At 66.7% G+C, this 21,551-nt stretch carries 26 protein-coding genes and 1 pseudogene; 23 read left to right on the top strand and 4 right to left on the bottom strand.

Annotated features, from left to right (window positions below):
* The first annotated feature begins 134 nt into the window (after positions 1-134).
* From eno to ACERLL_RS13000, 3 genes are read left to right on the top strand one after another with little or no spacing between them, the layout of a single operon-like run.
* Positions 135-1,418: a phosphopyruvate hydratase gene (eno, locus tag ACERLL_RS13010; protein WP_373656521.1), complete on the top strand. Its 1,284-nt coding sequence runs from the start codon at positions 135-137 to the stop codon at positions 1,416-1,418.
* A 7-nt stretch (positions 1,419-1,425) separates the two neighbouring features.
* Entirely contained in the window at positions 1,426-1,704 is a 279-nt protein-coding gene (locus ACERLL_RS13005; protein WP_373656520.1) for a hypothetical protein, read from the top strand.
* A 30-nt stretch (positions 1,705-1,734) separates the two neighbouring features.
* Entirely contained in the window at positions 1,735-2,043 is a 309-nt protein-coding gene (locus ACERLL_RS13000) for an FtsB family cell division protein (protein WP_373656519.1), read from the top strand.
* Positions 2,044-2,070: 27 nt separating this feature from the next.
* Here the strand turns inward: ACERLL_RS13000 and ACERLL_RS12995 are convergent, their stop codons facing one another.
* Complete coding sequence (locus ACERLL_RS12995) at positions 2,071-2,376, bottom strand: DUF4936 family protein (protein WP_373656518.1); 306 nt, start codon at positions 2,374-2,376, stop codon at positions 2,071-2,073.
* Positions 2,373-3,416: a CAF17-like 4Fe-4S cluster assembly/insertion protein YgfZ gene (gene ygfZ, locus ACERLL_RS12990; protein WP_373656517.1), complete on the bottom strand. Its 1,044-nt coding sequence runs from the start codon at positions 3,414-3,416 to the stop codon at positions 2,373-2,375. Before ygfZ ends, ACERLL_RS12995 begins: the two co-directional genes overlap by 4 nt.
* Positions 3,417-3,494: 78 nt before the next feature.
* Here ygfZ and sdhC point away from each other — a divergent pair, with 78 nt between their 5' ends.
* The 4 genes from sdhC (at position 3,495) to ACERLL_RS12970 (ending at position 6,881) form a co-directional block, all read left to right on the top strand.
* Positions 3,495-3,959, top strand: a complete 465-nt coding sequence (sdhC, locus tag ACERLL_RS12985; RefSeq protein WP_373656516.1) for a succinate dehydrogenase, cytochrome b556 subunit — start codon at positions 3,495-3,497, stop codon at positions 3,957-3,959.
* Positions 3,949-4,293 carry a succinate dehydrogenase, hydrophobic membrane anchor protein gene (gene sdhD / locus ACERLL_RS12980; protein ID WP_373656515.1) on the top strand — a complete coding sequence of 115 codons (345 nt, stop codon included), beginning with the start codon at positions 3,949-3,951 and terminating at the stop codon, positions 4,291-4,293. The genes sdhC and sdhD overlap by 11 nt, the downstream gene beginning before the upstream one ends.
* Before the next feature lie 21 nt (positions 4,294-4,314).
* Positions 4,315-6,105 carry a succinate dehydrogenase flavoprotein subunit gene (sdhA, locus tag ACERLL_RS12975; RefSeq protein ID WP_373656514.1) on the top strand — a complete coding sequence of 597 codons (1,791 nt, stop codon included), beginning with the start codon at positions 4,315-4,317 and terminating at the stop codon, positions 6,103-6,105.
* A gap of 86 nt (positions 6,106-6,191) precedes the next feature.
* Positions 6,192-6,881 carry a succinate dehydrogenase iron-sulfur subunit gene (locus tag ACERLL_RS12970; RefSeq protein WP_373656513.1) on the top strand — a complete coding sequence of 230 codons (690 nt, stop codon included), beginning with the start codon at positions 6,192-6,194 and terminating at the stop codon, positions 6,879-6,881.
* A 144-nt stretch (positions 6,882-7,025) separates the two neighbouring features.
* On the opposite strand, the gene nadB is transcribed toward ACERLL_RS12970, so the two are convergent.
* Positions 7,026-8,753, bottom strand: coding sequence for an L-aspartate oxidase (gene nadB / locus ACERLL_RS12965; RefSeq protein ID WP_373656512.1), 1,728 nt, complete (start codon positions 8,751-8,753; stop codon positions 7,026-7,028).
* Positions 8,754-8,952: 199 nt separating this feature from the next.
* Here nadB and rpoE point away from each other — a divergent pair, with 199 nt between their 5' ends.
* From rpoE to ACERLL_RS12885, 16 genes and pseudogenes are all read left to right on the top strand, one after another.
* Positions 8,953-9,543 carry an RNA polymerase sigma factor RpoE gene (rpoE, locus tag ACERLL_RS12960; protein ID WP_373656511.1) on the top strand — a complete coding sequence of 197 codons (591 nt, stop codon included), beginning with the start codon at positions 8,953-8,955 and terminating at the stop codon, positions 9,541-9,543.
* A gap of 3 nt (positions 9,544-9,546) precedes the next feature.
* Positions 9,547-9,753: pseudogene (locus ACERLL_RS12955) on the top strand (sigma-E factor negative regulatory protein); the annotation flags it as partial.
* Positions 9,754-10,011: 258 nt separating this feature from the next.
* Positions 10,012-10,143, top strand: a complete 132-nt coding sequence (locus tag ACERLL_RS12950) for a hypothetical protein (protein WP_373656591.1) — start codon at positions 10,012-10,014, stop codon at positions 10,141-10,143.
* On the top strand, positions 10,143-11,126 hold the full coding sequence (locus ACERLL_RS12945; protein ID WP_373656510.1) for a MucB/RseB C-terminal domain-containing protein: 984 nt from the start codon (positions 10,143-10,145) through the stop codon (positions 11,124-11,126). The genes ACERLL_RS12950 and ACERLL_RS12945 overlap by 1 nt, the downstream gene beginning before the upstream one ends.
* Positions 11,126-11,638 (top strand): SoxR reducing system RseC family protein, encoded by a 513-nt coding sequence (locus ACERLL_RS12940; protein WP_373656509.1) that lies wholly within the window; start codon positions 11,126-11,128, stop codon positions 11,636-11,638. The genes ACERLL_RS12945 and ACERLL_RS12940 overlap by 1 nt, the downstream gene beginning before the upstream one ends.
* A gap of 78 nt (positions 11,639-11,716) precedes the next feature.
* Complete coding sequence (locus tag ACERLL_RS12935) at positions 11,717-13,093, top strand: DegQ family serine endoprotease (RefSeq protein WP_373656587.1); 1,377 nt, start codon at positions 11,717-11,719, stop codon at positions 13,091-13,093.
* Positions 13,094-13,234: 141 nt separating this feature from the next.
* On the top strand, positions 13,235-15,037 hold the full coding sequence (gene lepA, locus ACERLL_RS12930; protein ID WP_373656508.1) for a translation elongation factor 4: 1,803 nt from the start codon (positions 13,235-13,237) through the stop codon (positions 15,035-15,037).
* Positions 15,034-15,804 (top strand): signal peptidase I, encoded by a 771-nt coding sequence (lepB, locus tag ACERLL_RS12925; RefSeq protein WP_373656507.1) that lies wholly within the window; start codon positions 15,034-15,036, stop codon positions 15,802-15,804. The genes lepA and lepB overlap by 4 nt, the downstream gene beginning before the upstream one ends.
* A 47-nt stretch (positions 15,805-15,851) precedes the next feature.
* Positions 15,852-16,229, top strand: a complete 378-nt coding sequence (locus ACERLL_RS12920; RefSeq protein ID WP_373656506.1) for a DUF4845 domain-containing protein — start codon at positions 15,852-15,854, stop codon at positions 16,227-16,229.
* Positions 16,222-16,896 (top strand): ribonuclease III, encoded by a 675-nt coding sequence (gene rnc, locus ACERLL_RS12915; protein ID WP_373656505.1) that lies wholly within the window; start codon positions 16,222-16,224, stop codon positions 16,894-16,896. The genes ACERLL_RS12920 and rnc overlap by 8 nt, the downstream gene beginning before the upstream one ends.
* Complete coding sequence (era, locus tag ACERLL_RS12910; RefSeq protein WP_373656504.1) at positions 16,889-17,785, top strand: GTPase Era; 897 nt, start codon at positions 16,889-16,891, stop codon at positions 17,783-17,785. The genes rnc and era overlap by 8 nt, the downstream gene beginning before the upstream one ends.
* A gap of 30 nt (positions 17,786-17,815) precedes the next feature.
* A complete protein-coding gene (recO, locus tag ACERLL_RS12905) occupies positions 17,816-18,535 on the top strand; it encodes a DNA repair protein RecO (protein WP_373656503.1) in 720 nt (239 codons plus the stop codon).
* Positions 18,536-18,619: 84 nt separating this feature from the next.
* On the top strand, positions 18,620-19,357 hold the full coding sequence (pdxJ, locus tag ACERLL_RS12900) for a pyridoxine 5'-phosphate synthase (RefSeq protein ID WP_373656502.1): 738 nt from the start codon (positions 18,620-18,622) through the stop codon (positions 19,355-19,357).
* Positions 19,358-19,375: 18 nt separating this feature from the next.
* The gene (acpS, locus tag ACERLL_RS12895; RefSeq protein WP_373656501.1) at positions 19,376-19,756 is read left to right on the top strand and encodes a holo-ACP synthase; all 381 of its coding nucleotides are present in this window, start codon (positions 19,376-19,378) and stop codon (positions 19,754-19,756) included.
* An 87-nt stretch (positions 19,757-19,843) separates the two neighbouring features.
* Entirely contained in the window at positions 19,844-20,110 is a 267-nt protein-coding gene (locus tag ACERLL_RS12890) for a ComEA family DNA-binding protein (protein WP_373656500.1), read from the top strand.
* A gap of 86 nt (positions 20,111-20,196) precedes the next feature.
* Positions 20,197-20,892, top strand: a complete 696-nt coding sequence (locus ACERLL_RS12885) for a type I 3-dehydroquinate dehydratase (RefSeq protein WP_373656499.1) — start codon at positions 20,197-20,199, stop codon at positions 20,890-20,892.
* Here ACERLL_RS12885 and ACERLL_RS12880 read toward each other — a convergent pair.
* Positions 20,880-21,290 carry a c-type cytochrome gene (locus ACERLL_RS12880; RefSeq protein ID WP_373656498.1) on the bottom strand — a complete coding sequence of 137 codons (411 nt, stop codon included), beginning with the start codon at positions 21,288-21,290 and terminating at the stop codon, positions 20,880-20,882. The genes ACERLL_RS12885 and ACERLL_RS12880 overlap by 13 nt on opposite strands.
* Between the last annotated feature and the right edge of the window lie 261 nt (positions 21,291-21,551).

Below are 21,551 nucleotides of genomic sequence, written 5' to 3'. Positions count from 1 at the left end.
CGGTAGAATGGCCTGGGGCCTCCTGGAATGCGGCCCTATAGTGTTTCGGCCTTATGCCGCCCTCGGCTTCTTGGCGCCTTGGCTTCTTCGTTTCGTCGTCGTTTCTTTTACCAATCAACCCGGAGTAGAAGCCCGTGAGTGCCATTGTTGAGGTTCGTGGTCGCGAGATCCTGGATTCCCGGGGCAACCCCACCGTGGAGGCCGAGGTCCGCCTGGAGAGCGGCGCGGTGGGTGTCGCCGCGGTGCCGAGCGGCGCCTCCACCGGCGAGCGCGAGGCCGTTGAGCTGCGCGACGGGGGAGACCGCTTCCTCGGCAAGGGCGTCCGTCAGGCGGTGGCCAATATCGAGACGGAACTGCGCGAGGCGGTTCTGGGCCTGGAGGGCGGCGAGCAGCGCGCCATCGACCGTGCCATGATCGACACCGACGGCACGGAGAACAAAGGCCGCCTCGGGGCCAACGCCATTCTCGGCGTCTCCCTGGCCACCGCCAAGGCTGCGGCTGCGGAGAGCGGCCTGCCGCTATACCGTTACCTGGGTGGGGCCGGTGCGAGCATCCTTCCGGTGCCCATGATGAACGTCATCAACGGCGGCGCGCACGCGGATAACGGCCTGGACTTCCAGGAGTGCATGCTCATGCCCGCGGGCTTCGACCGCTTCTCCGACGCCCTGCGCTGCGGCGTGGAGATCTTCCACCATCTGAAGAAGCTCCTGGCCGACGAGGGGCGCGTCACCGCGGTAGGCGACGAGGGCGGCTTCGCCCCCTCGCTGCCCTCCAACCGCGCGGCCTTCGAGACCCTTATGCTCGCCATCGACAAGGCCGGCTACAAGGCGGGCGAGGAGGTCTTCCTGGCCATGGACGTGGCCGCCTCCGAGTTCCACGGTGACGCAGGCTATGCCCTGGCCGGCGAGGCGAAGACCCTCTCGTCGCACGAGATGCTGGAATTCCTCGAGGACCTGGCCAGGAACTTCCCCATCGCCTCCATCGAGGACGGCATGGACGAGAACGACTGGGACGGCTGGGGGGCCCTTACCGATCGCCTCGGCGGCTCCCTGCAGCTGGTGGGCGACGATCTGTTCGTCACCAACACCGCCATTCTGGCCCAGGGCATCCAGCGCGGGGTGGGCAACTCCATCCTCATCAAGGTGAACCAGATCGGGACCCTCTCCGAGACGCTGGAGGCCATCGACCTGGCCAAGCGGGCGGGCTACACGGCGGTGGTCTCGCACCGCAGCGGTGAGACCGAGGACACCACCATCGCCGACATCGCCGTGGCCACCAACTGCGGACAGATCAAGACCGGCTCGGCCTCCCGCAGCGACCGGGTGGCCAAGTACAACCGGCTCCTGCTGATCGAGGAGGACCTGGGACCGCAGGCCCAGTTCCTGGGGTCGGCGGCCCTTCCCGATCGGCGCGGGTAAACCGCCGATGGTGCTGGGAACGGCGGGCGCCGTGGCGGTGGGCGGGGTGGCCGGTGTGCTTGTGGGGATCCTGTATTTCCGGGCCCTGCGCCTGTTCGCCGGACGCATGACCGGCGAGGGGGAGGGACGGGGCGCCCTGTTGCTGGGCCTGAGCTGGCGTCTCGCCGTGGTGGTGCTGATGGCCGGCCTGGTGGCCTATCTGGGCGGTACGGAAGGTACCGTGGCCATGCTGGTGGGCCTGATACTGGCCCGGGTAATGGTGCCCCGCCGGTCCGGCTCCGGCTGAGCCCGGGCTACGCCCGAGAGAGGTGTACCCATGCGGATCGGGGTCGTGGTGCTGGCGGTGCTCCTGTTGGGTCTGCAGTACAGCTTGTGGCTGGGCGAGCGCAATTTGCGGGACATCTGGGAGCGCCGGGCGGCCCTCCGGGACCTGAAGGAAACCGTGGAGCGTTTCGAGGCCCGCAACCGGCAGCTACGAGCGGAGGTGGAGGATCTTCGCCGGGAGGGGGCGGCCATCGCCGAGCGGGCCCGCGAGGACCTTGGCATGATCCGGGAAGGGGAGATCTTTATCCGCATCGTCCGGCCGCGGAACGGGGCCTCCACGGAGGAAGACGGCGGAGGCTGAACGGGCCGCCGGGCCCTGATCGGGATCCTAGCCCGCCCGGTCCGCCCTCGGGAAGCGCTCCACATGGCGGCGCTCCCCCGCGGCGAGCCAGTCCGTCAGCCCCGAAAGCCGCACCGCCTCAGCCAGAACCGCTTCGAATTCCTCCCTGCGCGGCTCCGCGACCGGCTCGTAGACCTCCATCCAGGTCCGGCCGTCGGGCGCCGGCCCGTAGAGGCGACCCTCGACGCCTGTGCGCTCCGCCACCTCCGCGAACAGGGAATCCCAGGGGATGGATGAAGCGGCGGCCGGGTCCAGCCGGTAATAGATGAAATAGCCCCAGGCAGGGCGGCTCATCCGGCCGTCTCCGTAACCGAATAGGGCAGGTCCAGCAGCTCCAGGTCCGTCTCCGCCCCTTCCCCGCGCAGCGGCGCTTCGCCTTCGGCGGCCTCGATGCGCAGCACCGCCAGTGCCTCCCAGCCACCATCGGAGCGCGGCGCCGCCTGGACGATCCGACCCTGGGTCTGGTCCTGCCCCGCGGCGTGGACGGCCTGCCCCGCTTTCAGCGGACCCGGCGAGGCGATCCGGTACAGACGGCGCTTGAGGCGGCCCAGGTGCTTGGTGCGCGCCACCACCTCCTGGCCGGTATAACACCCCTTGGTGTAGCTGATGCCGCCCAGCGGCTCCAGATTGGCCTCCTGCGGGATGAAGGACTCGGAGACCGTCGCACCCAGATCGGGCACGCCGGCGCGGATACGGGCGAGCTCCCAGGCGGGCTGGCCCACGGGCCGGGCGAGCTCGCGGGCGGCATCCAGCGCCGCCGGGGCCTGCTGCGCGGCCACCAGGGCAAGGAAGGCGGGCCCGGGGCCGGGCAGGGGAGCCAGGGTGCCCCGGTCCGCCCGGGTTACTCGGTCGGCGGCCGGTTGGTCCGCACCAACCGCAGCGGCGGCGGCCCGTTCCGCGCCATTTCCGGAAAAGCCCAGCCGGACCCACTCCTCCCGCGCATCGTCCAGACGGACATCGGCGCGCAGCACGAACATGCGCAGGCGCTTGGCCAGCGTGTCGAACAAGTCGTTGGGGAACTCCAGGGCGTAGCCGTCCTCAAAGGCGAAGACAAGCATACCCGCCAGAACCCGGCCCTTGGGGCTCAGGTGGGCAGCCAGAACCGGGCTGCCGTGCTCTGCGGGATGCACGTCGTTGGTGAGCTGGCCTTGCAGGAAGGACAGCACCTCGGTCCCGGTGGCCGTCAGCAGGCCGCGCCCGGTAAGATCGGTGACCACCGGATCGCCGGCCTCCACCGCCGCCAGCTCTGTTCCAGGGTCTCCGAAGTCCCGGATCCGGTCTCCTTCCAAACGGGCTCCCCGGGCTTCCAGGGTGGTGCGCCATTGAGCGTCCATGAGCTCCTTCCTCGGCCGCGTATCCGAATATCCCGCTCGGGATTATGCCGCATGGGGCATTGCCGTTCCAAACGCGCCTTGGCCCAATTGTTCCCTGCGCGCGAGTCCTTCTATACTGACGCCATGGCAATGAAGCCCACCGATCCCTTCCGTCGCCCGATCTTTCTCGATCTCCTCCGGATCCGCTTCCCGGTGGGGGCGTGGGCGTCCATCCTCCACCGGATCACGGGCATCCTCCTCATCCTGGCCATCCCCGCGTCCCTGTTCTTGATGGCCTACAGCGCCCGCTCCGCCGCCCATTTCCGGCAGACCGCCGCCTGGCTCGAAAACGGCTGGGTGGAGCTGGTCCTCGCCCTGGTGCTCGGTGCCGTTACCCACCACCTCCTTGCGGGGGTCCGGATTCTGCTCATGGACGCCGGAATCGGTCTCGCGCTTCCCGCCGCCCGGCGCACCGCCTGGGGGAGTCTGGTTCTTGCGGGCTTGGCCGTGGTGGGCGCCCTGATTCTCTTCTGGGCCTACCCGGGGGGCGCTCATGTTCCGTGATCTGGGGGCTTCCCGGACCGGGCTGGGGGCCTGGTGGTGGCAGCGGGTCACCGCCGTCTACCTGGCCGGCTTTCTGGTGGTGGGCCTGGTCTGGCTGGGGGTGGCTCCGCCGGAAAGCTACCAGCAGTGGCGGAGCTGGCTGGCCAATCCTGGCCTGAAGGTGGCCCTGATGCTGTTCGTGGTAACGGTGGCCGTCCATGCCTACGTGGGGCTCCGGGACGTCTTCATGGACTATGTGCCGCGCGGTCCGGTGCGCATTGCGGTGTTCGTCCTCTGGACCGCCGCCGTGGCCGCCTTCATCGCCTGGGGAATGCTCTGGGTTACCGGCTTGTAAGTGCCGAACAGGATACTGGACATGGCAGATCGGGCAGTGAAGGGAAACATCCCCGTGCGGCAGTTCGACACCCTGGTCATCGGCGCCGGAGGGGCGGGGCTTCGGGCCGCCCTGCAGCTCTCCCGGGCCGAGGCCTCCACCGCCGTCCTTTCCAAGGTGTTCCCCACCCGGTCCCACACCGTGGCCGCCCAGGGCGGCATGAACGCGGCCCTGGGCAATGTGCGGGAAGACCGCTGGATCTGGCATATGTACGACACCGTCAAGGGCAGTGATTATCTGGCGGATCAGGACGCGGTGGAGTACATGTGCCGGGCCGCCCGGCGACTGGTGGTGGAGCTGGAGCACGAGGGCGTGCCTTTCTCCCGGACGGACCAGGGCTTTATCTACCAGCGCCCCTTCGGCGGCCAGAGCCGGGATTTCGGCGGCGACCAGGCGGCGCGCACCTGCGCCGCGGCCGATCGGACTGGCCACGCCATCCTGCATACCCTGTATCAGCAGAACATCCTGGCCGGGACCTACTTCTTCGACGAGTATTTGGCGCTCGACCTGATCCGCGACGATTCCGGCTGCGTGCTGGGTGCCGTGGCCATGGAGATCGCCACCGGCAACCTGGTGGTCATACAGGCCAAGGCCACCCTGATCGCCACCGGCGGGGCAGGGAGGATCTTCCGAACCAGCACGAACGCCGAGATCAACACCGGGGATGGCCTCGGCCTCGTGCTGCGTGCCGGCTTGCCGGTGGAGGACATGGAGTTCTTCCAGTTCCACCCCACCGGCATCGCCGGGGCGGGCATGCTGATCACCGAGGGGGTGCGCGGCGAGGGCGGATACCTCGTTAACAGCCACGGCGAACGCTTCATGGAGCGCTACGCGCCCCACGCCAAGGATCTGGCCAGCCGCGATGTGGTGAGCCGGGCCATCGTCACCGAGGTGCGGGAAGGGCGCGGCTGCGGCCCCGAGGGCGAACATGTGCTGCTGCGCCTCGATCACCTCGGCGAGGAGCTCATAAACCAGCGTCTTCCGGGCATCCGGGAGAGTGCCAAGCGGTTCGCGAAGATCGATCCGGTCCATCAGCCGATCCCCGTGTACCCGACCAGCCATTTCACCATGGGGGGCATCCCCACCAACCGCTTCGGCGAGGTGGTGATCGGCCCGGACGGCGCGGACCACAACGAGGCCGTCCCGGGGCTGTACGCCATTGGCGAATGCGCCTGCGTCTCGGTACACGGCGCCAACCGCCTGGGCGGGAACTCGCTGCTGGATATCCTGGTCTTCGGTCGAGCGGCCGGGAACCGGATCCAGGACTTCCTGGCGCGCAACCGCTACCATCGGCCGCTGCCGAGGGACGCGGCGGAGTCCGCCCGGATGCGTCTGGAGAAGCTGGACGCGCCCTGCCCGGAGGGGGAAGCCCCCGGGACCCTGCGCCGCGAGCTGCAGGCCTTGCTGGAGCAGCAGTTCGGTGTCTTCCGGACGCCGGAGGAAATGGAAAGCGGTCTGGAGCGCCTGGAGGCGCTGGGCCCCCGTATCGAGGCCATGGACATCGGGGACCGGACGTCGGTGTTCAATACCGCCCGGGTGGAGGCCCTGGAGCTGCAGCACATGTACCTGGCCGGGCTGGCCACGGCCTATTCCGCCCATGCCCGCACCGAGAGCCGGGGTGCGCACCTACGCTCCGACCACCCGGAACGGGATGACCGGGAGTGGCTCAAGCACACCCTGTTCTATCTGGAAGGGCGGCGGCTGGCCTACAAGCCGGTGCGGCTGCAGCCGCTTACGGTGGAGTCCTTTCCGCCGAAAGAGCGCGTATATTAGTAGCGGACGCAGGCCGGGCCCGAACAGGCAGCGCCCGCCGCCGGCCGCGCCATCCCGCAGTTTCCCAGCCCCGTACGGGGGGAGCCATGCGCTTCAACATCTACCGGTATGATCCCGAGCGCGACGACCAGCCGCGCATGCAGGAATACGAGCTCGATCCGCCCGGGCCCATGCTCCTGGACGCCCTGGAGGCGTTGAAGGAGCAGGATCCCACCCTGACCTTCCGGCGCTCGTGCCGGGAGGGGATCTGCGGCTCCGATGCCATGAACATCAACGGGCGCAACGGGCTGGCCTGCATCACCCTGCTGGCGGAGCTCCGCGAGCCAGTGGCCCTGAGGCCCCTGCCCGGGCAGCCGGTCATACGCGACTTGGTGGTGGATCTGTCGCGGTTCTACGCACAGTACCATTCGGTGCAGCCCTACCTCCGGAACGACACGCCGGAGCCCGAGCACGAGCGCCTGCAGAGTCCCGAGGAGCGGGCCAAGCTGGACGGCCTCTACGAATGCATCCTGTGCGCCTGCTGCACCACCGCCTGCCCTTCCTACTGGTGGAATCCGGACCGCTTCCTGGGCCCGGCGGCGCTGCTTCAGGCCTACCGGTTCATCGCGGATAGCCGGGACACGGCGGAAGGGGAGCGGCTGGATCAGCTGGACGACGTGTTCAAGCTGTACCGCTGTCGCACCATCATGAACTGCGCCGAAGTGTGCCCCAAGGGGCTCAACCCCACCGCCGCCATCGGCGAGATCAAGAAGGCGCTGCTCAAGCGGGAGAGCTGAACGACTCCGGGAAACGCCAAGGGGCCAAGGGGACGGGGTACATAGGAGAGGTGGCCTGCTTGAACGGGCGAAGAGCGGTGGGTCCTGGGTTATGACCATTCCGGAGCCCGGGCCGAAACGGGAAGCTGCCGGTGCGGTGCTTCCTCAGTCGTCCTCGGCATCTTGGTGGTTTGGCGTTTTCTCGCTCTTCCCGCCGTGGCTGCCGCCAGCGATGGGTAGGTCCTCCGTGCGACCGTGGCCGTCCGGGGTGCGGTACACCACCGTATCCCAGGGCGGGCGGCCCGTTTCCGGACCGGGATAATCCTGGTTGTAGTGCAGCCCCCGGCTCTCGCGTCGCGAACGGGCGGAGCGGATGATGAGGTCCGCTACCAGGGCCAGGTGGCGCAGCTCTATGAGATCCTGGGTCACGGTGAAGCGGGCGTAGTACTCTTCCACCTCGCCGAGGAGCATGTCCAGGCGTCGCTTGGCGCGCTCCAGGCGCTTGTCCGTGCGCACGATACCCATGTAGTCCCACATGAACTGCCGCAGCTCCGCCCAGTCGTGGGCCACCACCACCAGCTCGTTGGATTCGGTGACCCGGCTGGTATCCCAGCCGGGGATATCGGGCATTTCCCCGGCATCCTGCGCCGTGCGCTCGCGCATGGCCTGTTGCGCGGAATCTGCGAGAACCAGTCCCTCCAGCAGTGAGTTACTGGCCAGGCGATTGGCGCCGTGCAGGCCGGTGTGCGCCGTCTCGCCCACGGCGAACAGGCCGTCCAGGTCGGTATGCCCCTGCAGGTTGGTGACGATGCCGCCGCAGGTATAGTGGGCGGCGGGCACCACCGGAATGGGCTCCGTGGCTATGTCGATGCCGTACTCCAGGCATTTCGCCCGGATGGTGGGAAAATGGTGCTCCAGGAACTCCTGCGGCTGATGGGTGATGTCCAGGTAGACGCAGTCGGCGCCGGTGCGCTTCATCTCGTAGTCGATGGCGCGGGCGACGATGTCCCGGGGGGCAAGCTCCGCCCGCTCGTCGTGGCGGGGCATGAACCGGTCCCCGTTCGCCAGCCGCAGGATGCCGCCCTCGCCGCGCACCGCCTCCGAGATGAGGAAGGATTTCGCCTCCGGGTGGTACAGACAGGTGGGGTGGAACTGGATGAACTCCATGTTGGCCACCCGGCATCCCGCCCGGTACGCCATGGCGATGCCGTCGCCCGTGGCCGTATCGGGGTTCGTGGTGTAGAGATAGACCTTCCCGGCGCCACCTGTTGCGAGTAGGGTGGTGCGCGCCCCGAATCCGGTGACCTGGCCGCTGGGGGCATGGAGCGCATAGGCCCCCCAGCAGCGATCCCGCTCCGGCGCCTTCCCGGCCACCTTGGCGGCGGTTATCAGCTGAATCGCCACGTGCTGGTCCAGTAGGCGGATATTGGGGTGGGCCCGGGCCGCCTCCAGCAGGGTCGTCTCCACGGCCCGGCCGGTGGCGTCGGCGGCGTGGATGATGCGCCGGTGGCTGTGCCCCCCTTCGCGGGTGAGATGGAATCCCGACAGGGGGCCCTCCTCCCCGGCCTCCCGGGTGAAGGGTACGCCCATGGCGATCAGGCGCTGAATGGCCCCCGGGCCGTGCCGGACCACGAAGTCCACGGTTTCCGGATGGCACAGGCCGGCCCCCGCCTCCAGCGTGTCGTGGACGTGCTCCTCGAAGGAATCCGCGGGGTCCAGAACCGCAGCGATTCCGCCCTGCGCGTACAATGTGGCCGACTCCCCGGCCCGGCCTTTGGTGAGGAGAGTGACCTGATGATCGCTGGCCAGGGCCAGCGCCGCAGAGAGTCCGGAAATTCCCGCACCAATGATCAGGGTATCGCTGTAGTCACTATTTGGGGGCTGCGCAATCATGGCCCTCAAGGTACGCCAAGGAGCCCGAAAAGGCCAAGTTTCAGGGCAACAAAGATAGTGGGGAGGGGGGGCTGGTCTGCTAATATGGTTATTTTCGGCTTGTTTCGGCCGGTTCTAATGGAAACTCCCAGACGCAGCCGGTGTCTGATCAATCAGTCCACCGGCTTCCGTCCCCTAGTCCGGGAAGCGCGAAGCGAATATGGGCGATCGTCAAACCGATCAGCAGCTGGTTGAGCGGGTCAAGAGTGGTGAGCAGCAAGCATTCGACCTTCTGGTCCGCAAATACCAGCATAAAGTTTATGGCTTGGTGAGCCGGTTCATCTCCGACCCTGCTGCGGTGGAAGATGTCGTTCAGGAGAGCTTTATCAAGGCCTATCGCTCCCTCGACCGGTTTCGGGGAGACAGTGCCTTTTATACCTGGCTCTACCGGATCGCCGTGAATACCGCCAAGAATTATCTCGTGGCCAAGGGACGCCGGCCTCCCGACGCCGACATCGATGCCAGCGACGCGGAGCAAATGAGCGGAGCCGATGTGATGCGCGAGGTTGGCACTCCCGAGGATGTCACGCTGTCCAAGGAAATGAGCGAGAAGGTCCTGCAGGTGATCGAGGAGCTTCCCTCCGACCTGCGCACGGCGCTTACGCTACGCGAGATTGACGGTCTGACCTACGAGGAAATCGCCAAAGTCATGGACTGTCCCATCGGGACAGTCCGGTCCCGTATTTTCAGGGCGCGTGAGGCCGTCAATAACGCCCTTGAAGCCCTTTCTCAGGAAAAGGAGGAGCAATAGCCGATGGGGTCCTGTGACTTCGAAGCCGTTTCCGCGCTAGTGGACGGCGAACTGAGCGAGAGCGAAAGCGACGCGGTCCTTCGACATCTGAACGAATGCCGGGATTGCTGCCGCCTATTCGAACGATTCCATACGACCCGGACCCTGGTGCGCGGGGAAGGCGATGTGGTTGTCCCGGAGGGGTTCTGCGAGCGTGTGGCTGCGGCCATAGCGGAGGAGAGGCCCGGGACCGGTCCGGAAAGCTTACCCGGAGGCGGACCCACCCGGCCCTCCTCCAGCCGGGGCTCCTTCCCGTCCTCGCAGTGGGGCTGGCTGGCCACGGCCGCCGGCGTGGCCGGCATAGCGGTAGCAGGTACACTGTTCTGGTCCCAAACCGCCTTCAGCCCCGCCCCAGGTTCCGGTTCCTCGCCCTCCCCGACCATCGCCCAATCCTCTGAATCCGGCTCGGAAAACCCTGAAAGCCCTGTGATGAAAACGGGGGCCGGGGCCGAGAACAACATGGCCACCATCCGGCGCTATCTCCCCGAGCACTCCAGTCTGGTACCCAGCGGCCCCGAGGCCGAGTTCCAGCGGACAAGGCTCGAGGTCAACGAGCGCTGATGGCTCCGGTGCGTTTATTTCCCATCTTCGCCGTCCTGCTTGCCGCCGTTCAGGTCTCCATCGCGGAGGCGAAGCAGGGCCAGGTCGAGGCCGAAGTGAAGCGCATGATCCAGGCCGCCCGGGAGATGAGCTACCAGGGCGTGCTCGTCCACGGGGTGCCCGTGGGCGTGGAGTCCATGCGGCTCTTCCACCGTGGGGGTCCGGACGGAAGCTTCCGGGAGCGCCTGGTGATGCTGACCGGCCCGGCCCGGGAGCTGGTCCGCGAGGATGACCAGATAAAGCGGTACCATCCGGATATCGGTCAGGTCATCTCCGGGCCCCGGCGAAGCGGTACGGCTATCTTCAAGCTGGCGGAGAAGGATCTCGATCGGGTCCGTAAGTACTACAGCCTGACCACCGGGCCCACCGGCCGTGTGGCCGGGCGCCAGGCCCGCGCGGTGGAGTTCCGTGCTCAGGACGACCACCGCTTCACCTACCGGGTGTGGCGGGATGTTTCCAATAATCTGCCGCTGCAGACCGAGATCCTCTCCGAGGACGGCCGGGTGATGGAGACTTTCATGTTCGCGGTGGTCTCGCCCAACAGTTCTTTGGATGAGGAAGACCTCCGCATGAAGGTGCCCGAGGCGGCGCGCCACCTGGAGCGCCGGGCGCTCGAGGAGGGGAATCATCCGGAGGTGCTTTCGCGGATGAAACTGCCTCCCGGCTTCCGCCTGGACGCCCGTTTCGGCGTTCCCGGTGAGGCGGGCGGTACGCATCTGTTCTTCACTGACGGCCTCGCCACGCTTTCCGTGTTTCTGGAAAAGGTGAAGGGCAATGTCGATCTGTCCGGCAAGGCGGGGGACATCCTGCAGCGGGGTGCCCTGCATGCCTGCTCCGTGCACCAGGGCCGATACCGGATCACCTTGCTGGGCGAGCTGCCCGGGCCGGCGATCCGCCGGATCGCCGCAAGCCTCGCCGCCCCCTCGCGCAAGGGGGCCGAATAATGGTCGAGGCCGAGGCCACCGTGGTGTCCGTGGAAGGCGGGCTGGTGGAGGTGGAGGCTTCCGGTGACGGCGAGGGGTGCGGCAAGTGTCATACCGCGGGGGGCTGCGGGGGCAGCGCCGGTCGGACCATCCTGGGTACCCGGGTCGGTACCGCCAGCCGGCTGCGGGTGCCGACCGATCTGGCCCTGCAGCCGGGCGACCGGGTGCTGGTCGGATTGCCCCAGGGCGGGTATCTCCGGGCCTCTGTCGCCCTCTATCTGGTCCCCTTGGTGGGCCTGTTCGCTGCGGCCGGGATGACGGAATGGCTGCTCGCCCAGCTCGCCCTGCGGGAAGCGGCGGACGTGCTGACCTTGCTGGCAGGTCTCGCCGGCCTGGGCGGCGGCTTCCTGTGGCAGCGGGGCTTCGGGCGCCGGTTCGCCGATGACCCCCGCTACCGTCCCCGGGTCCTGCGGCGCGTCGCGAATCGACCCCCGGAAGCGAAGAAGGTGTCCGCTCCCGCCATAGGCACCTGAGCCTCGCGGACGGCATCCGGAAGTCCGTCCTATACCAATGGGAGATTGGCGTTGAATCGATTCCAAAGCTTGCCAGGAATGGCCGTATGGGGGCTTTTCCTTCTGTGCTTGGGGCTGGCTGCCCCGGCTCCCGTGGCGGCACAGAATGAAGCGCTTCCGGATTTCACCCAGATCGTCGAGGAGCACGGTGAAGCGGTGGTGAACATCAGCACCACCCAGAAAGTCCAGGCGCAGGGTGCGCCCAATCTCCCGCCGCAGTTCGAAGGCACGCCCTTCGAGGACTTCTTCCGGCGCTTCTTCGGCGAAACGCCGCAGCGGGAGTTTGAAACCCACTCCCTGGGGTCCGGTTTCATCATTTCCTCCGACGGCTACGTCGTCACCAATGCCCACGTGATCAAGGACGCTACCGAGATCGTGGTCCAGCTCACCAACCGGCAGCAGTTCGAGGCCGAGGTGGTGGGGAGGGACGAGGCCCTCGACGTGGCGCTCTTGAAGGTGGATGCCCAGGATCTGCCCACGGTCAAGGCCGGGGATCCTGACGATCTGGAGGTTGGCGAATGGGTGGTGGCCATCGGCTCGCCGTTCGGTTTCGAGAACAGCGTGACCGCGGGTATCGTCAGCGCCAAGGGGCGCAGCCTTCCGACGGACAACTACGTCAATTTCATCCAGACTGACGTGGCCGTGAACCCGGGCAACTCGGGAGGGCCGCTGTTCAGCATGGCCGGCAAGGTTGTGGGCATCAATGCCCAGATCTACTCCCAGTCCGGCGGCTTCATGGGCCTGTCCTTCGCCATACCCATCGACATCGCCATGGATGCCGTGCAGCAGCTCAAGGAGTACGGCAAGGTCCGGCGGGGCTGGCTCGGCGTCTATATACAGGATGTCTCCCCGGAGCTGGCCGAGTCCTTCGGCATGAAGAAGCCGGTGGGCGCGCTGGTGGCCCGCGTGGTGGAGGGTAGCCCCGCCGCCGGGGCCGGCCTGCAGTCCGGCGACGTCGTTGTGGCGGTGAACGGCGAGGAGATACGGACCTCCGGGGATTTGCCGCCCAAGATCGGCCGCCTCAAGCCCGGCACCGAGGTAACCCTGACCGTGATGCGCGGCGGAGAGCAGCAGAAGATCCAGGTCACCGTGGGCTCCCAGGAAAAGGCCCAGCGGGCTCGTGAAGGGCAGCCCCAGGAGGTGCTGGGTATGCGCGTCCGACCGGTTCCTCCCGAGGCCCGGGAGGAGCTCGGACTCCCGGAAGGCCAGGGCGTCCAGGTCGCCGAAGTGACCGGCGATCCGGCCCGTTCCGCGGGGGTGCGGAGCGGGGATATCATCCTCAAGCTGGGGAACGAGCCGGTCAAAGGCCCGGCCAGCATGTCCGGGATAGCTTCGGAGCTGCCTTCCGGGCGGGCGGTTCCCATGCTGGTGCGGCGCGGGCAAGGGGCCCTGTTCCTGCCCATTCAGGTTCCCTGAGTCCCTGAACGGGACAGGCCGACAAAGGATCGGTGCCGGCCCGGCCGGTGCCGATCCTTGTAGTGTTCTGGCCCGGCGACGGCCGGGTGGGATCCCGCGAGTACCAGCCAAATTGTTGACCAGGAATCAGGCGGAGGACCGTTGAAGCTCGAGAATATCCGGAATTTTTCCATCATCGCCCACATCGACCACGGCAAGTCGACGCTGGCGGATCGCTTCATCCAGGCCTGCGGCGGTCTCGCCGACCGGGAGATGGCCGACCAGGTCCTGGACGGCATGGACCTGGAGCGGGAGCGCGGGATCACCATCAAGGCGCAGAGCGTCCGGCTGCTCTATACCGCCGACGACGGGGAAACCTATACCCTCAACCTGATCGACACCCCGGGCCACGTGGACTTCTCCTACGAGGTTTCACGGTCCTTGGTGGCGTGCGAGGGCGCCCTGCTGGTGGTGGATGCCTCCCAAGGGGTGGAGGCCCAGAGCGTGGCCAACACCTACCAGGCGGTGGAATACGACCTGGAGGTGATCCCCGTCCTCAACAAGATCGACCTGCCCAGTGCCGAGCCTGCCCGGGTGAAGGGGGAGATCGAGGAAGTGATCGGCATCGAGGCGGAGGATGCCGTGGAGGCCAGCGCCAAGGAGGGTGTCGGCATCCACGAGATCCTCGAGCGCCTGGTGCGGGATGTGCCCCCGCCGGAAGGGGCGCCGGAGAATCCCACCAAGGCGCTGGTGGTGGATTCCTGGTACGACAAATACCAGGGCGCCGTGGCGCTGGTGCGGGTCATCGACGGTTCGCTGCGCAAGGGGCAGCGCATCCAGATGATGGCCACCGGCCGGAGCTTCACGGTGGGCACCGTGGGCGTCATGACCCCCAAGCCCCTTGAGGTGGACGGCCTGAACGCCGGCGAGGTGGGCTTCGTCATTGCCGGCATCAAGGACGTGGACGGGGCCAAGGTAGGCGATACCATCACCGACGCGGACCACCCGGCGCCCGAGCCGCTGCCCGGGTTCAAGGAGGTCAAGCCGCAGGTCTTCGCCGGTCTCTATCCAACCGAGTCGGATCAGTACGAGGAGCTGCGGGACGCCCTCGGGAAGCTGCGGCTCAACGATTCGAGCCTGCAGTATGAGCCGGAGACCTCCCATGCCCTGGGCTTCGGGTTCCGCTGCGGGTTCCTCGGCAAGCTGCACATGGAGATCATCCAGGAGCGCCTGGAGCGCGAATATGACCTGGATCTCATCACCACCGCCCCCACCGTGGTCTATATGGTCCATACCCACGAGGGCGAGACCCTGCGGGTGGAGAACCCGGCGGAGCTGCCGGAGGCGGGAGCCATCGAGTCCATCGAGGAGCCCTTCATGCTCGCCAACATCCTGGTTCCCCAGGAGCTGGTGGGCGAGGTGATCCGTCTGGCCGAGGAGAAGCGCGGACGACAGAAGAACCTGCACTACACCAACGCCGGGCAGGTAATGGTCACCTACGAGCTGCCCATGAACGAGGTGGTCACCGACTTCTTCGAGCGGCTCAAGTCGATGACCTCCGGCTACGCGTCCATCGACTACGAGCTCAATGGCTATCAGGCCTCGGATCTGGTGCGCCTGGACATCCTGGTGAACGAGGATCGCGTGGATGCCCTCTCGCTGATCGTGCATCGCGACCATGCCTACTACCGGGGCCGGGAGCTGGCCAAGAAGCTCAAGGAGATGATTCCCCGCCAGATGTTCGACATCGCCATCCAGGCGTCACTGGGCTCCAGGATCATCGCCCGCGAGACCGTGAAGGCCATGCGCAAGAACGTTACGGCCAAGTGCTATGGCGGCGACGTCACCCGGAAGCGCAAGCTCATCGAGAAACAGAAGGAAGGCAAGAAGCGCATGAAGCAGGTGGGCTCGGTGACCATCCCGCAGGAGGCGTTCCTGGCAGCCCTTTCGGTGGATGAAGAATGAATTTCACCTTACTGCTTGTGGTCCTCCTGGCGGCCACCGGGGCGGTTTGGCTGGCTGGATGGCTCTATCAACGGGTCCGGGGCCGCGCCGGCCCGGAGCGGCCGGTGGTGGTGGAGTACGCCCGCTCCCTGTTTCCGGTGATCCTGGTGGTGCTCCTGATCCGGTCTTTCGTGGTGGAGCCCTTCAAGATCCCGTCCGGCTCCATGCTCCCGACCCTGCGGATCGGCGATTTCATCCTGGTGAACAAGTTCGAGTACGGCCTGCGGGTGCCGCTGCTGGGCTGGAAGCTCACCGACGGCGATCCGCCCCAGCGCGGTGACGTGATCGTATTCCAGTACCCCGAGGACGAGAGCGTGGATTACATCAAGCGCATCGTTGCGGTTCCGGGGGACCGCGTCGCCTTCCGAGACCATACCCTGATGGTGAACGGGAAGCCGGTGCCGCATTCCTATGATGGTCAGTTCGTGTACCAGGGGCCGCGGGGGGGCTTGGTGCACGCCAACCGGTATCAGGAGCGCACCGAGCATCACCTGTATCATGTCCTCTATACCGAGAAGCGGAGCGGCCGGACTATTACCGACCCCATCCGGGTTCCCGAGGGAAGGTATTTCGTCATGGGGGACAACCGCGACAACAGCAATGACAGCCGCTACTGGGGGACCGTCCCGGCTCAGAACATTCTGGGCGAGGCCTTCATGATCTGGTGGTCCTGGGACAGCGGAGACAGCGCACCGCGCTGGAGCCGCCTGGGCAACTGGGTCAATTGAGCCGGAGGGGCGCCCGAAGTCCGATCGAGACCGAATGAGGGGGGGAAATGGGGGCGGATCGGCATTCGCAGCGTGGCCTGGGGCTGTGGGGGATTCTGTTCTGGCTGGCGCTGATCGGGATTCTGTTCTGGCTCGGCGCCCGGATCGTTCCCCTTTATTACGAATACTGGAACATCCAGACGGTTTTCCAGGAGCAGATCCAGAAGGGATCGCTCTACGGTACCCCGCAGGAGCTGCGGCAGGAGGTCCTCAAGGAGCTGCGCTTCCAGGACCTGCAGCGCCTGGATGCGAAGGAGATCCAGGTGAAGAAGGTGGCGTCCGGGGATCGTTACCGTGTCTGGGCCGAATACCGGGCAAGGGTGCCCCTCGCCCGCGGCGTGGAACTGGTGTTCACTTTTAAACCGGAGGCAACTGAGGGTGGATGAGGCGAGTCTGCAGGCGCGAATCGGCTATTCCTTCCGGGAAACCGATCTGCTGCGCCGGGCTTTGACCCATCGGTCGGCCGGCACCCAGAACAACGAACGGCAGGAGTTTCTGGGGGATGCCGCGTTGAACTTTACCGTGGCCCGGTGGCTCTATGAGCGCTTCCCGAAGGAGCGCGAGGGCGTGCTGTCCCGGCTCCGGGCGCGGCTGGTCTGTACCGAAGCGCTGGCCGAGATCGCCGAGGAGCTGGAGCTCGGCAGGCTGGTGTATCTCGGACCCGGAGAGCGCAAGGCGGGCGGCCATCGGCGCGAATCCATCCTCGCCGATTCCGTGGAGGCCCTGGTGGGCGCCGTGCTGCTGGATGGCGGGGTGGAGGCCATGCAGAGCATGGTGTACCGGCTCTGGGAATCCCGGGTAACGAACCTTGATCCGCGCTCGGTGAACAAGGACCCCAAAACCCGCCTCCAGGAACATCTCCAGAGTCAGGGGCAGCCCCTCCCCGAATATCAGCTGGTGGAGACGGTGGGCGCCGAGCATCAACGGCTTTTCTACATCGAATGTACGGTAATCGGGCACGAGCCCGTGCGTGGCGAAGGCAGCAGCAAACGCCGCGCGGAACAGGAGGCGGCTCAGCGCATGCTGGATTTCATGGGCGTGGAATATGAGTGAGGGGTCGGGCTTCCGTAGCGGTATGGTGGCGCTGGTGGGTCGGCCGAACGTGGGAAAATCCACGCTCATGAACGCCATCCTGGGCGAGAAGATCTCCATCGTCTCGCGGCGTCCCCAGACCACGCGCCACCGGCTCCTGGGGGTGCACACCGCCGAGGACGCCCAGATGGTCTTCGTGGATACCCCGGGGATTCACCAATCCAAGAAGAAGATCAACCAGTACATGGTCCAGGCCGCCATCAGCGCCCTGGACGGTGTGGATGCGGTGGTCTTCGTGGTGGAGGCCTTGAGCTGGACGGATGGGGATGCCGCCATCCTGGACCGGCTGAGCGAGGTGGGCACCCCCGTCATTGCCGTCATCAACAAGTCGGATCGGGTCTCTCCCCGGGAACGGCTGCTGCCGTTCCTGGAGGAGATGCAGGACCGCCATGCCTTCGCCGCTCTGGTGCCGCTTTCCGCCGAGCGTCGGGATAACCTGGAACCGCTGCTGGCGGAGATCGCCGGGCATTTGCCCGAGGGCCCGCCCCTGTTCCCGGAGGACCAGATCACCGACCGCAGCCTCCGTTTCCTCTGCGCGGAGCTTATCCGCGAGCAGGTCTTCCACCAGCTCGGCGAGGAGGTTCCCTACGCCACGGAGGTGCAGGTGGAACAGTTCCAGGAAGAGGAAGGCTTGGCGCGCATCAACGCCACCGTCCTGGTGGAGCGGGAAGGACAGAAGGCCATCGTGCTCGGCCGCGAGGGACGCCGAATCAAGGCCATCGGAACCCAGGCCCGGCAGGCCATAGAGCATCTCCTCGAGGCTCGGGTCCATCTGGAGCTGTTCGTCCGGGTCCGGGAGGGGTGGACCGGCGACGACCGGGCCCTGCGGGAGCTGGGCTACGAGGATTGAGTCTCCGCCCGCAGTCGCGAGGCGCGAACCTTGACCGCTACCGAGCCCCAGAATGCGTACATTCTTCACCGCAGGCCCTACCGGGAGACGAGCTTGCTGGTGGAGCTCTTCGCGGAACGGGACGGCCGGGTGGGAGTGGTGGCCCGCGGCGGCCGCAAGCCGCGTAAGGGGGGCACGGTCCTGGAGCCCTTCAGACCGCTTCGGGCCTCCTGGGCGGGCCGCTCGGAGCTGCGCAGCCTGGGGAACGTGGAGCCGGCCGGGCGGGCCCTGGTCCTCGGTGGAGAGGCGCTCTACCTGGGCTTCTATCTGAATGAGCTCCTGGTCCGCCTTTGCCCCCGATTCGATCCGTATCCCCGCATGTTTCGAATCTACGAATCAGCCCTCGCGGCCCTGGCTGCGGGAGAGCGGGACCAGCCGCTCCGGGCCTTCGAACGATGCCTGCTACAGGATCTCGGGCTGGCTCCGGACTGGGGACATTGCGCCGGGTGTGGAGTAGCGGTAAGCGGCGATAACGCCTATGCGTGGGAGGCCGAGCAGGGGCTCCTGTGCGAAACGTGCAGCCACGGCGCCGCTCCCTTCTCCGGCCATTCCGTCCGGTTTATATCCGGGGTGGAGGAGGCCCCCGATCCCGAAGCGCGCCGCCAGGCCCGGGATCTTATGCGGAAGGCTCTGGCGCCCCATCTGGGAAGCCGGCCCCTGGAAAGCCGGGCGCTACTCCGGTCCCTCCGGCGTGGGAAGACCCCTTCCTGATTCCGGCCTTGTGTTACCCTTTCCCCTTTCCGGTTCCAGTACCGAATCCCGCCACGGGAACCGTTTGTCCATGGAAGTGCCACTATGATCGAGCTCGGCGTCAATATCGACCACATAGCCACGCTCCGGCAGGCGCGTCTGACCCGCTACCCGGAGCCCATCCAGGCCGCTCTTGAAGCGGAGCGGGCGGGCGCGGACGGCATCACAGCCCATCTGCGGGAGGACCGCAGGCACATCCAGGACCGGGATATCCGGTATCTGGCGGAGACCGTGCAGACCAAGCTCAACCTCGAGATGGCCATGACGGAGGAGATGGTGGCGGTCGCCGAACAGGTCCGTCCCGAGGACTGTTGCCTCGTGCCGGAACGGCGCGCCGAGCTGACCACCGAGGGCGGCCTCGATGTCGCCTCCGAGGTAAGCGCGGTCCAGTGGGCGTGCGAACGGCTGGCGGCCGCCGGGGTTCGGGTATCCCTGTTCATCGATCCGGACATCGAGCAGCTGGAGGCCGCGGCCAAGGCCGGGGCGCCGGTGGTGGAGCTGCATACCGGTACCTATGCCAACGCTGCCTCCAGGGAGGAGCGTCAGCGGGAGCTCGAGCGCATCGAATCCGCCGTGGTCCGGGCGCACGGTCTCGGTCTGCGCGTCCATGCCGGGCACGGCCTGGACTATACCAATGTGGAGCCGGTGGCTGGGCTGTCCGGGGTCCGGGAGCTGAATATCGGCCATGCGATCGTGGCGCGTGCGGTTTTCGACGGGCTGGGACCGGCGGTGCGTGAAATGAAGCGGCTGATGCGGGAGGCGGCCGGATCCGGTGGTTCCTGAGCGCTGGGGAAAGGTGGGGTGATCGTGGGCCTCGGAAATGACCTGGTGGCCGTTGACCGGGTCCGACGCGCTCTGGAGCGCAACGGGGAACGCCTTCTGGAGCGCCTCCTGACGACGGAAGAGCGCCGTGCCGCCGAGGCACGCCGGGACCCCGGGCTGTACCTGGCCTCCCGCTTCGCCGCCAAGGAGGCCGCGGCGAAAGCCCTGGGGACCGGGATCCATCAGGGGGTGCGCTTCCTGGATCTGGAGGTTTGCCGCGCGCCCGGGCGGCCCCCGGAGCTGTTCCTGCACGGGGCGGCCGCCGAGCACGGGCGCCAGCTGGGCGTCGTCCGGACGCACCTGAGCCTTTCGGACGAAAGGGATTATGCCTTGGCCACGGTGGTTCTCGAGGGGGCCTAGTCTGTCTTTTTGGTTAACCATTGACAGCAATATCAGGTGTCTGGCAAAAATTAACTTCCTTAAAAATCATTGAAAAGGGGGAAGAAGATGCGCCAGCATCTGGTCGCACTCGTACTGGCGGTAGCCACCTGCCTGCCCACTCTGGGCCACGCGGCTGAGCCCGTGAACCTCAACCAGGCTAATTCCGAGGAGCTGATCGCTCTGAACGGGATCGGTGAGGTGCTCGCCGAACGCATCATCGCTTTCCGGGAAGATAATGACGGCTTCGATTCGGTCGCCCAGCTGGCGGAGGTCGACGGCATCGGGGCCAAGACGTTGGAAAGCATGCGAGACAAGGTTACCGTGGGCCAATAAGCCTACGGAGCTTTTTGTCTTCAAGGCCGCGCCCAAGGCGCGGCCTTTATAATTGCTTGTTCCCATTGAACATGTCGGAGAAACGGATGCCGCGTCCCAACCTGATCGCCGCACTGGCTTACCCGAACACGGACGCGCTGCCTGCGGATGGGGCGGCGCGGGTGGGGCCCGCGGACCTGGTGGAGGTGCGTCTGGACGCGGTGGAAGGCGGAAACGAGGTGGCCGTTTCGCTCTGTCGGACAATCGCGGGATGGGACCGTCCGTTGCTGCTGACTCCGCGCAGTCCCGGCGAGGGGGGAATGCGGGAGTGGGGAATGGGCGAGCGCCAGGCCATGCTTCTGGATGTATGGGCGGCCGTCACGCCGGTCGGGGTGGATGTGGAGCTCCGCGATTCCCCGAAGCTGCTGGAATGGACCCTGGCGCACCGTCCGCATGGGACGGAGGTGATCGCCTCCTACCATAATTTCGATCAATTCCCCGGCGTGGGCTGGCTGGAGGTGCTGGCGCTGGAGGCGCAAGCGCAGGGGGCCGACCGGTTCAAGGCGGCGGTCCGCGTGGATGGGCCGGCGGAGATGGCCGATCTGGCATGCTGGACCCGGGAGCGGAGCAAGCATTTCTCCCTCATCACCATGGCGGTGGGGGAGCAGGGAAGCCTTTCGCGCGTCATGAACGGGATCTTCGGAAGCTGGGCGTGTTACGCCCACATCGAGGAGGCCACCGCCCCGGGACAGCTTCCGGTGCAGGAGCTCGGCCCCCTGCTGGAGCGGTTTTACGTCTCCTGATCACCGTATTTGCGGCCGAGCTGCTTGATATACCGGATCACAGCGCGGCGTTCGGCCTGGTCCAGCGGTACCTCGATCATGGAGGTTCCCGGCTTCATCCCCTTGGGATAGCGGAGCCATTGGTCCATGCGCGCATCGCTCCACCGGCCCAGGCCGATCTGGGAATCCCGCCAGCCCCCTTTCTCCTCGTAGAGGGTCCACAAGGGTACCGCCCCGGGACGCGCCTTGTACCCGGGCCCGTCCTCCATGCCGGGCGAGTCGGGGTGGCAGAGCAGGCATTTGGTTTTGTAAATGGCTTCCCCGGATAGGCCTGTCCGTTCCGCAGCGGCTATCGAGCCGGACAGCAAGGCCGCGGTCACCAGGATCAGACAGGTGGTTGCCGGGAGCAGGCGGGGCATGGGCGCCTCCGGTTCGGGATGGGGGAAGGGGTGACGCGGCAACCTAGCATAATTTCCGCATTCTTCATAAGGTCATGTCCGGCCAGCCGGCGGCCTTTGGTCGGGCCATCCCGGGATTCGTCCGGCGGGGCAGGCCCGCCGGTTTATGCAACGTTCCTCCTGCGGTGCCTTAAGGCCGGGACCGGGTTTTCAGGGACCGCGTTGCCCTGACGGGGAAAATGGGCTACAGGTGGGCTTGATGACCGGTTTCTTTCAACGGGG

Source organism: Thiohalorhabdus sp. Cl-TMA (assembly GCF_041821045.1).
GTDB classification, from domain to species: Bacteria; Pseudomonadota; Gammaproteobacteria; order Thiohalorhabdales; family Thiohalorhabdaceae; genus Thiohalorhabdus; species Thiohalorhabdus methylotropha.
Note: the sequence above shows the minus strand (reverse complement) of the source record. Positions and strands in the feature narration are given on the sequence as shown.

Coding starts and splice junctions, on each gene's coding strand:
- rpoE (WP_373656511.1), top strand. CDS start 8,953: ATGGGCGATCGTCAAACCGATCAGCAGCTGGTTGAGCGGGTCAAGAGT.
- sdhD (WP_373656515.1), top strand. CDS start 3,949: ATGTTCCGTGATCTGGGGGCTTCCCGGACCGGGCTGGGGGCCTGGTGG.
- sdhA (WP_373656514.1), top strand. CDS start 4,315: ATGGCAGATCGGGCAGTGAAGGGAAACATCCCCGTGCGGCAGTTCGAC.
- ACERLL_RS12890 (WP_373656500.1), top strand. CDS start 19,844: ATGCGCCAGCATCTGGTCGCACTCGTACTGGCGGTAGCCACCTGCCTG.
- ACERLL_RS12995 (WP_373656518.1), bottom strand. CDS start 2,376: ATGAGCCGCCCTGCCTGGGGCTATTTCATCTATTACCGGCTGGACCCG.
- era (WP_373656504.1), top strand. CDS start 16,889: ATGAGTGAGGGGTCGGGCTTCCGTAGCGGTATGGTGGCGCTGGTGGGT.
- ACERLL_RS12885 (WP_373656499.1), top strand. CDS start 20,197: ATGCCGCGTCCCAACCTGATCGCCGCACTGGCTTACCCGAACACGGAC.
- ACERLL_RS12945 (WP_373656510.1), top strand. CDS start 10,143: ATGGCTCCGGTGCGTTTATTTCCCATCTTCGCCGTCCTGCTTGCCGCC.
- ACERLL_RS12940 (WP_373656509.1), top strand. CDS start 11,126: ATGGTCGAGGCCGAGGCCACCGTGGTGTCCGTGGAAGGCGGGCTGGTG.
- pdxJ (WP_373656502.1), top strand. CDS start 18,620: ATGATCGAGCTCGGCGTCAATATCGACCACATAGCCACGCTCCGGCAG.
- ACERLL_RS12950 (WP_373656591.1), top strand. CDS start 10,012: ATGAAAACGGGGGCCGGGGCCGAGAACAACATGGCCACCATCCGGCGC.
- ACERLL_RS12970 (WP_373656513.1), top strand. CDS start 6,192: ATGCGCTTCAACATCTACCGGTATGATCCCGAGCGCGACGACCAGCCG.
- lepB (WP_373656507.1), top strand. CDS start 15,034: ATGAATTTCACCTTACTGCTTGTGGTCCTCCTGGCGGCCACCGGGGCG.
- ACERLL_RS12935 (WP_373656587.1), top strand. CDS start 11,717: ATGGCCGTATGGGGGCTTTTCCTTCTGTGCTTGGGGCTGGCTGCCCCG.
- nadB (WP_373656512.1), bottom strand. CDS start 8,753: ATGATTGCGCAGCCCCCAAATAGTGACTACAGCGATACCCTGATCATT.
- ACERLL_RS12920 (WP_373656506.1), top strand. CDS start 15,852: ATGGGGGCGGATCGGCATTCGCAGCGTGGCCTGGGGCTGTGGGGGATT.
- ACERLL_RS13005 (WP_373656520.1), top strand. CDS start 1,426: ATGGTGCTGGGAACGGCGGGCGCCGTGGCGGTGGGCGGGGTGGCCGGT.
- ACERLL_RS12880 (WP_373656498.1), bottom strand. CDS start 21,290: ATGCCCCGCCTGCTCCCGGCAACCACCTGTCTGATCCTGGTGACCGCG.
- ygfZ (WP_373656517.1), bottom strand. CDS start 3,416: ATGGACGCTCAATGGCGCACCACCCTGGAAGCCCGGGGAGCCCGTTTG.
- ACERLL_RS13000 (WP_373656519.1), top strand. CDS start 1,735: ATGCGGATCGGGGTCGTGGTGCTGGCGGTGCTCCTGTTGGGTCTGCAG.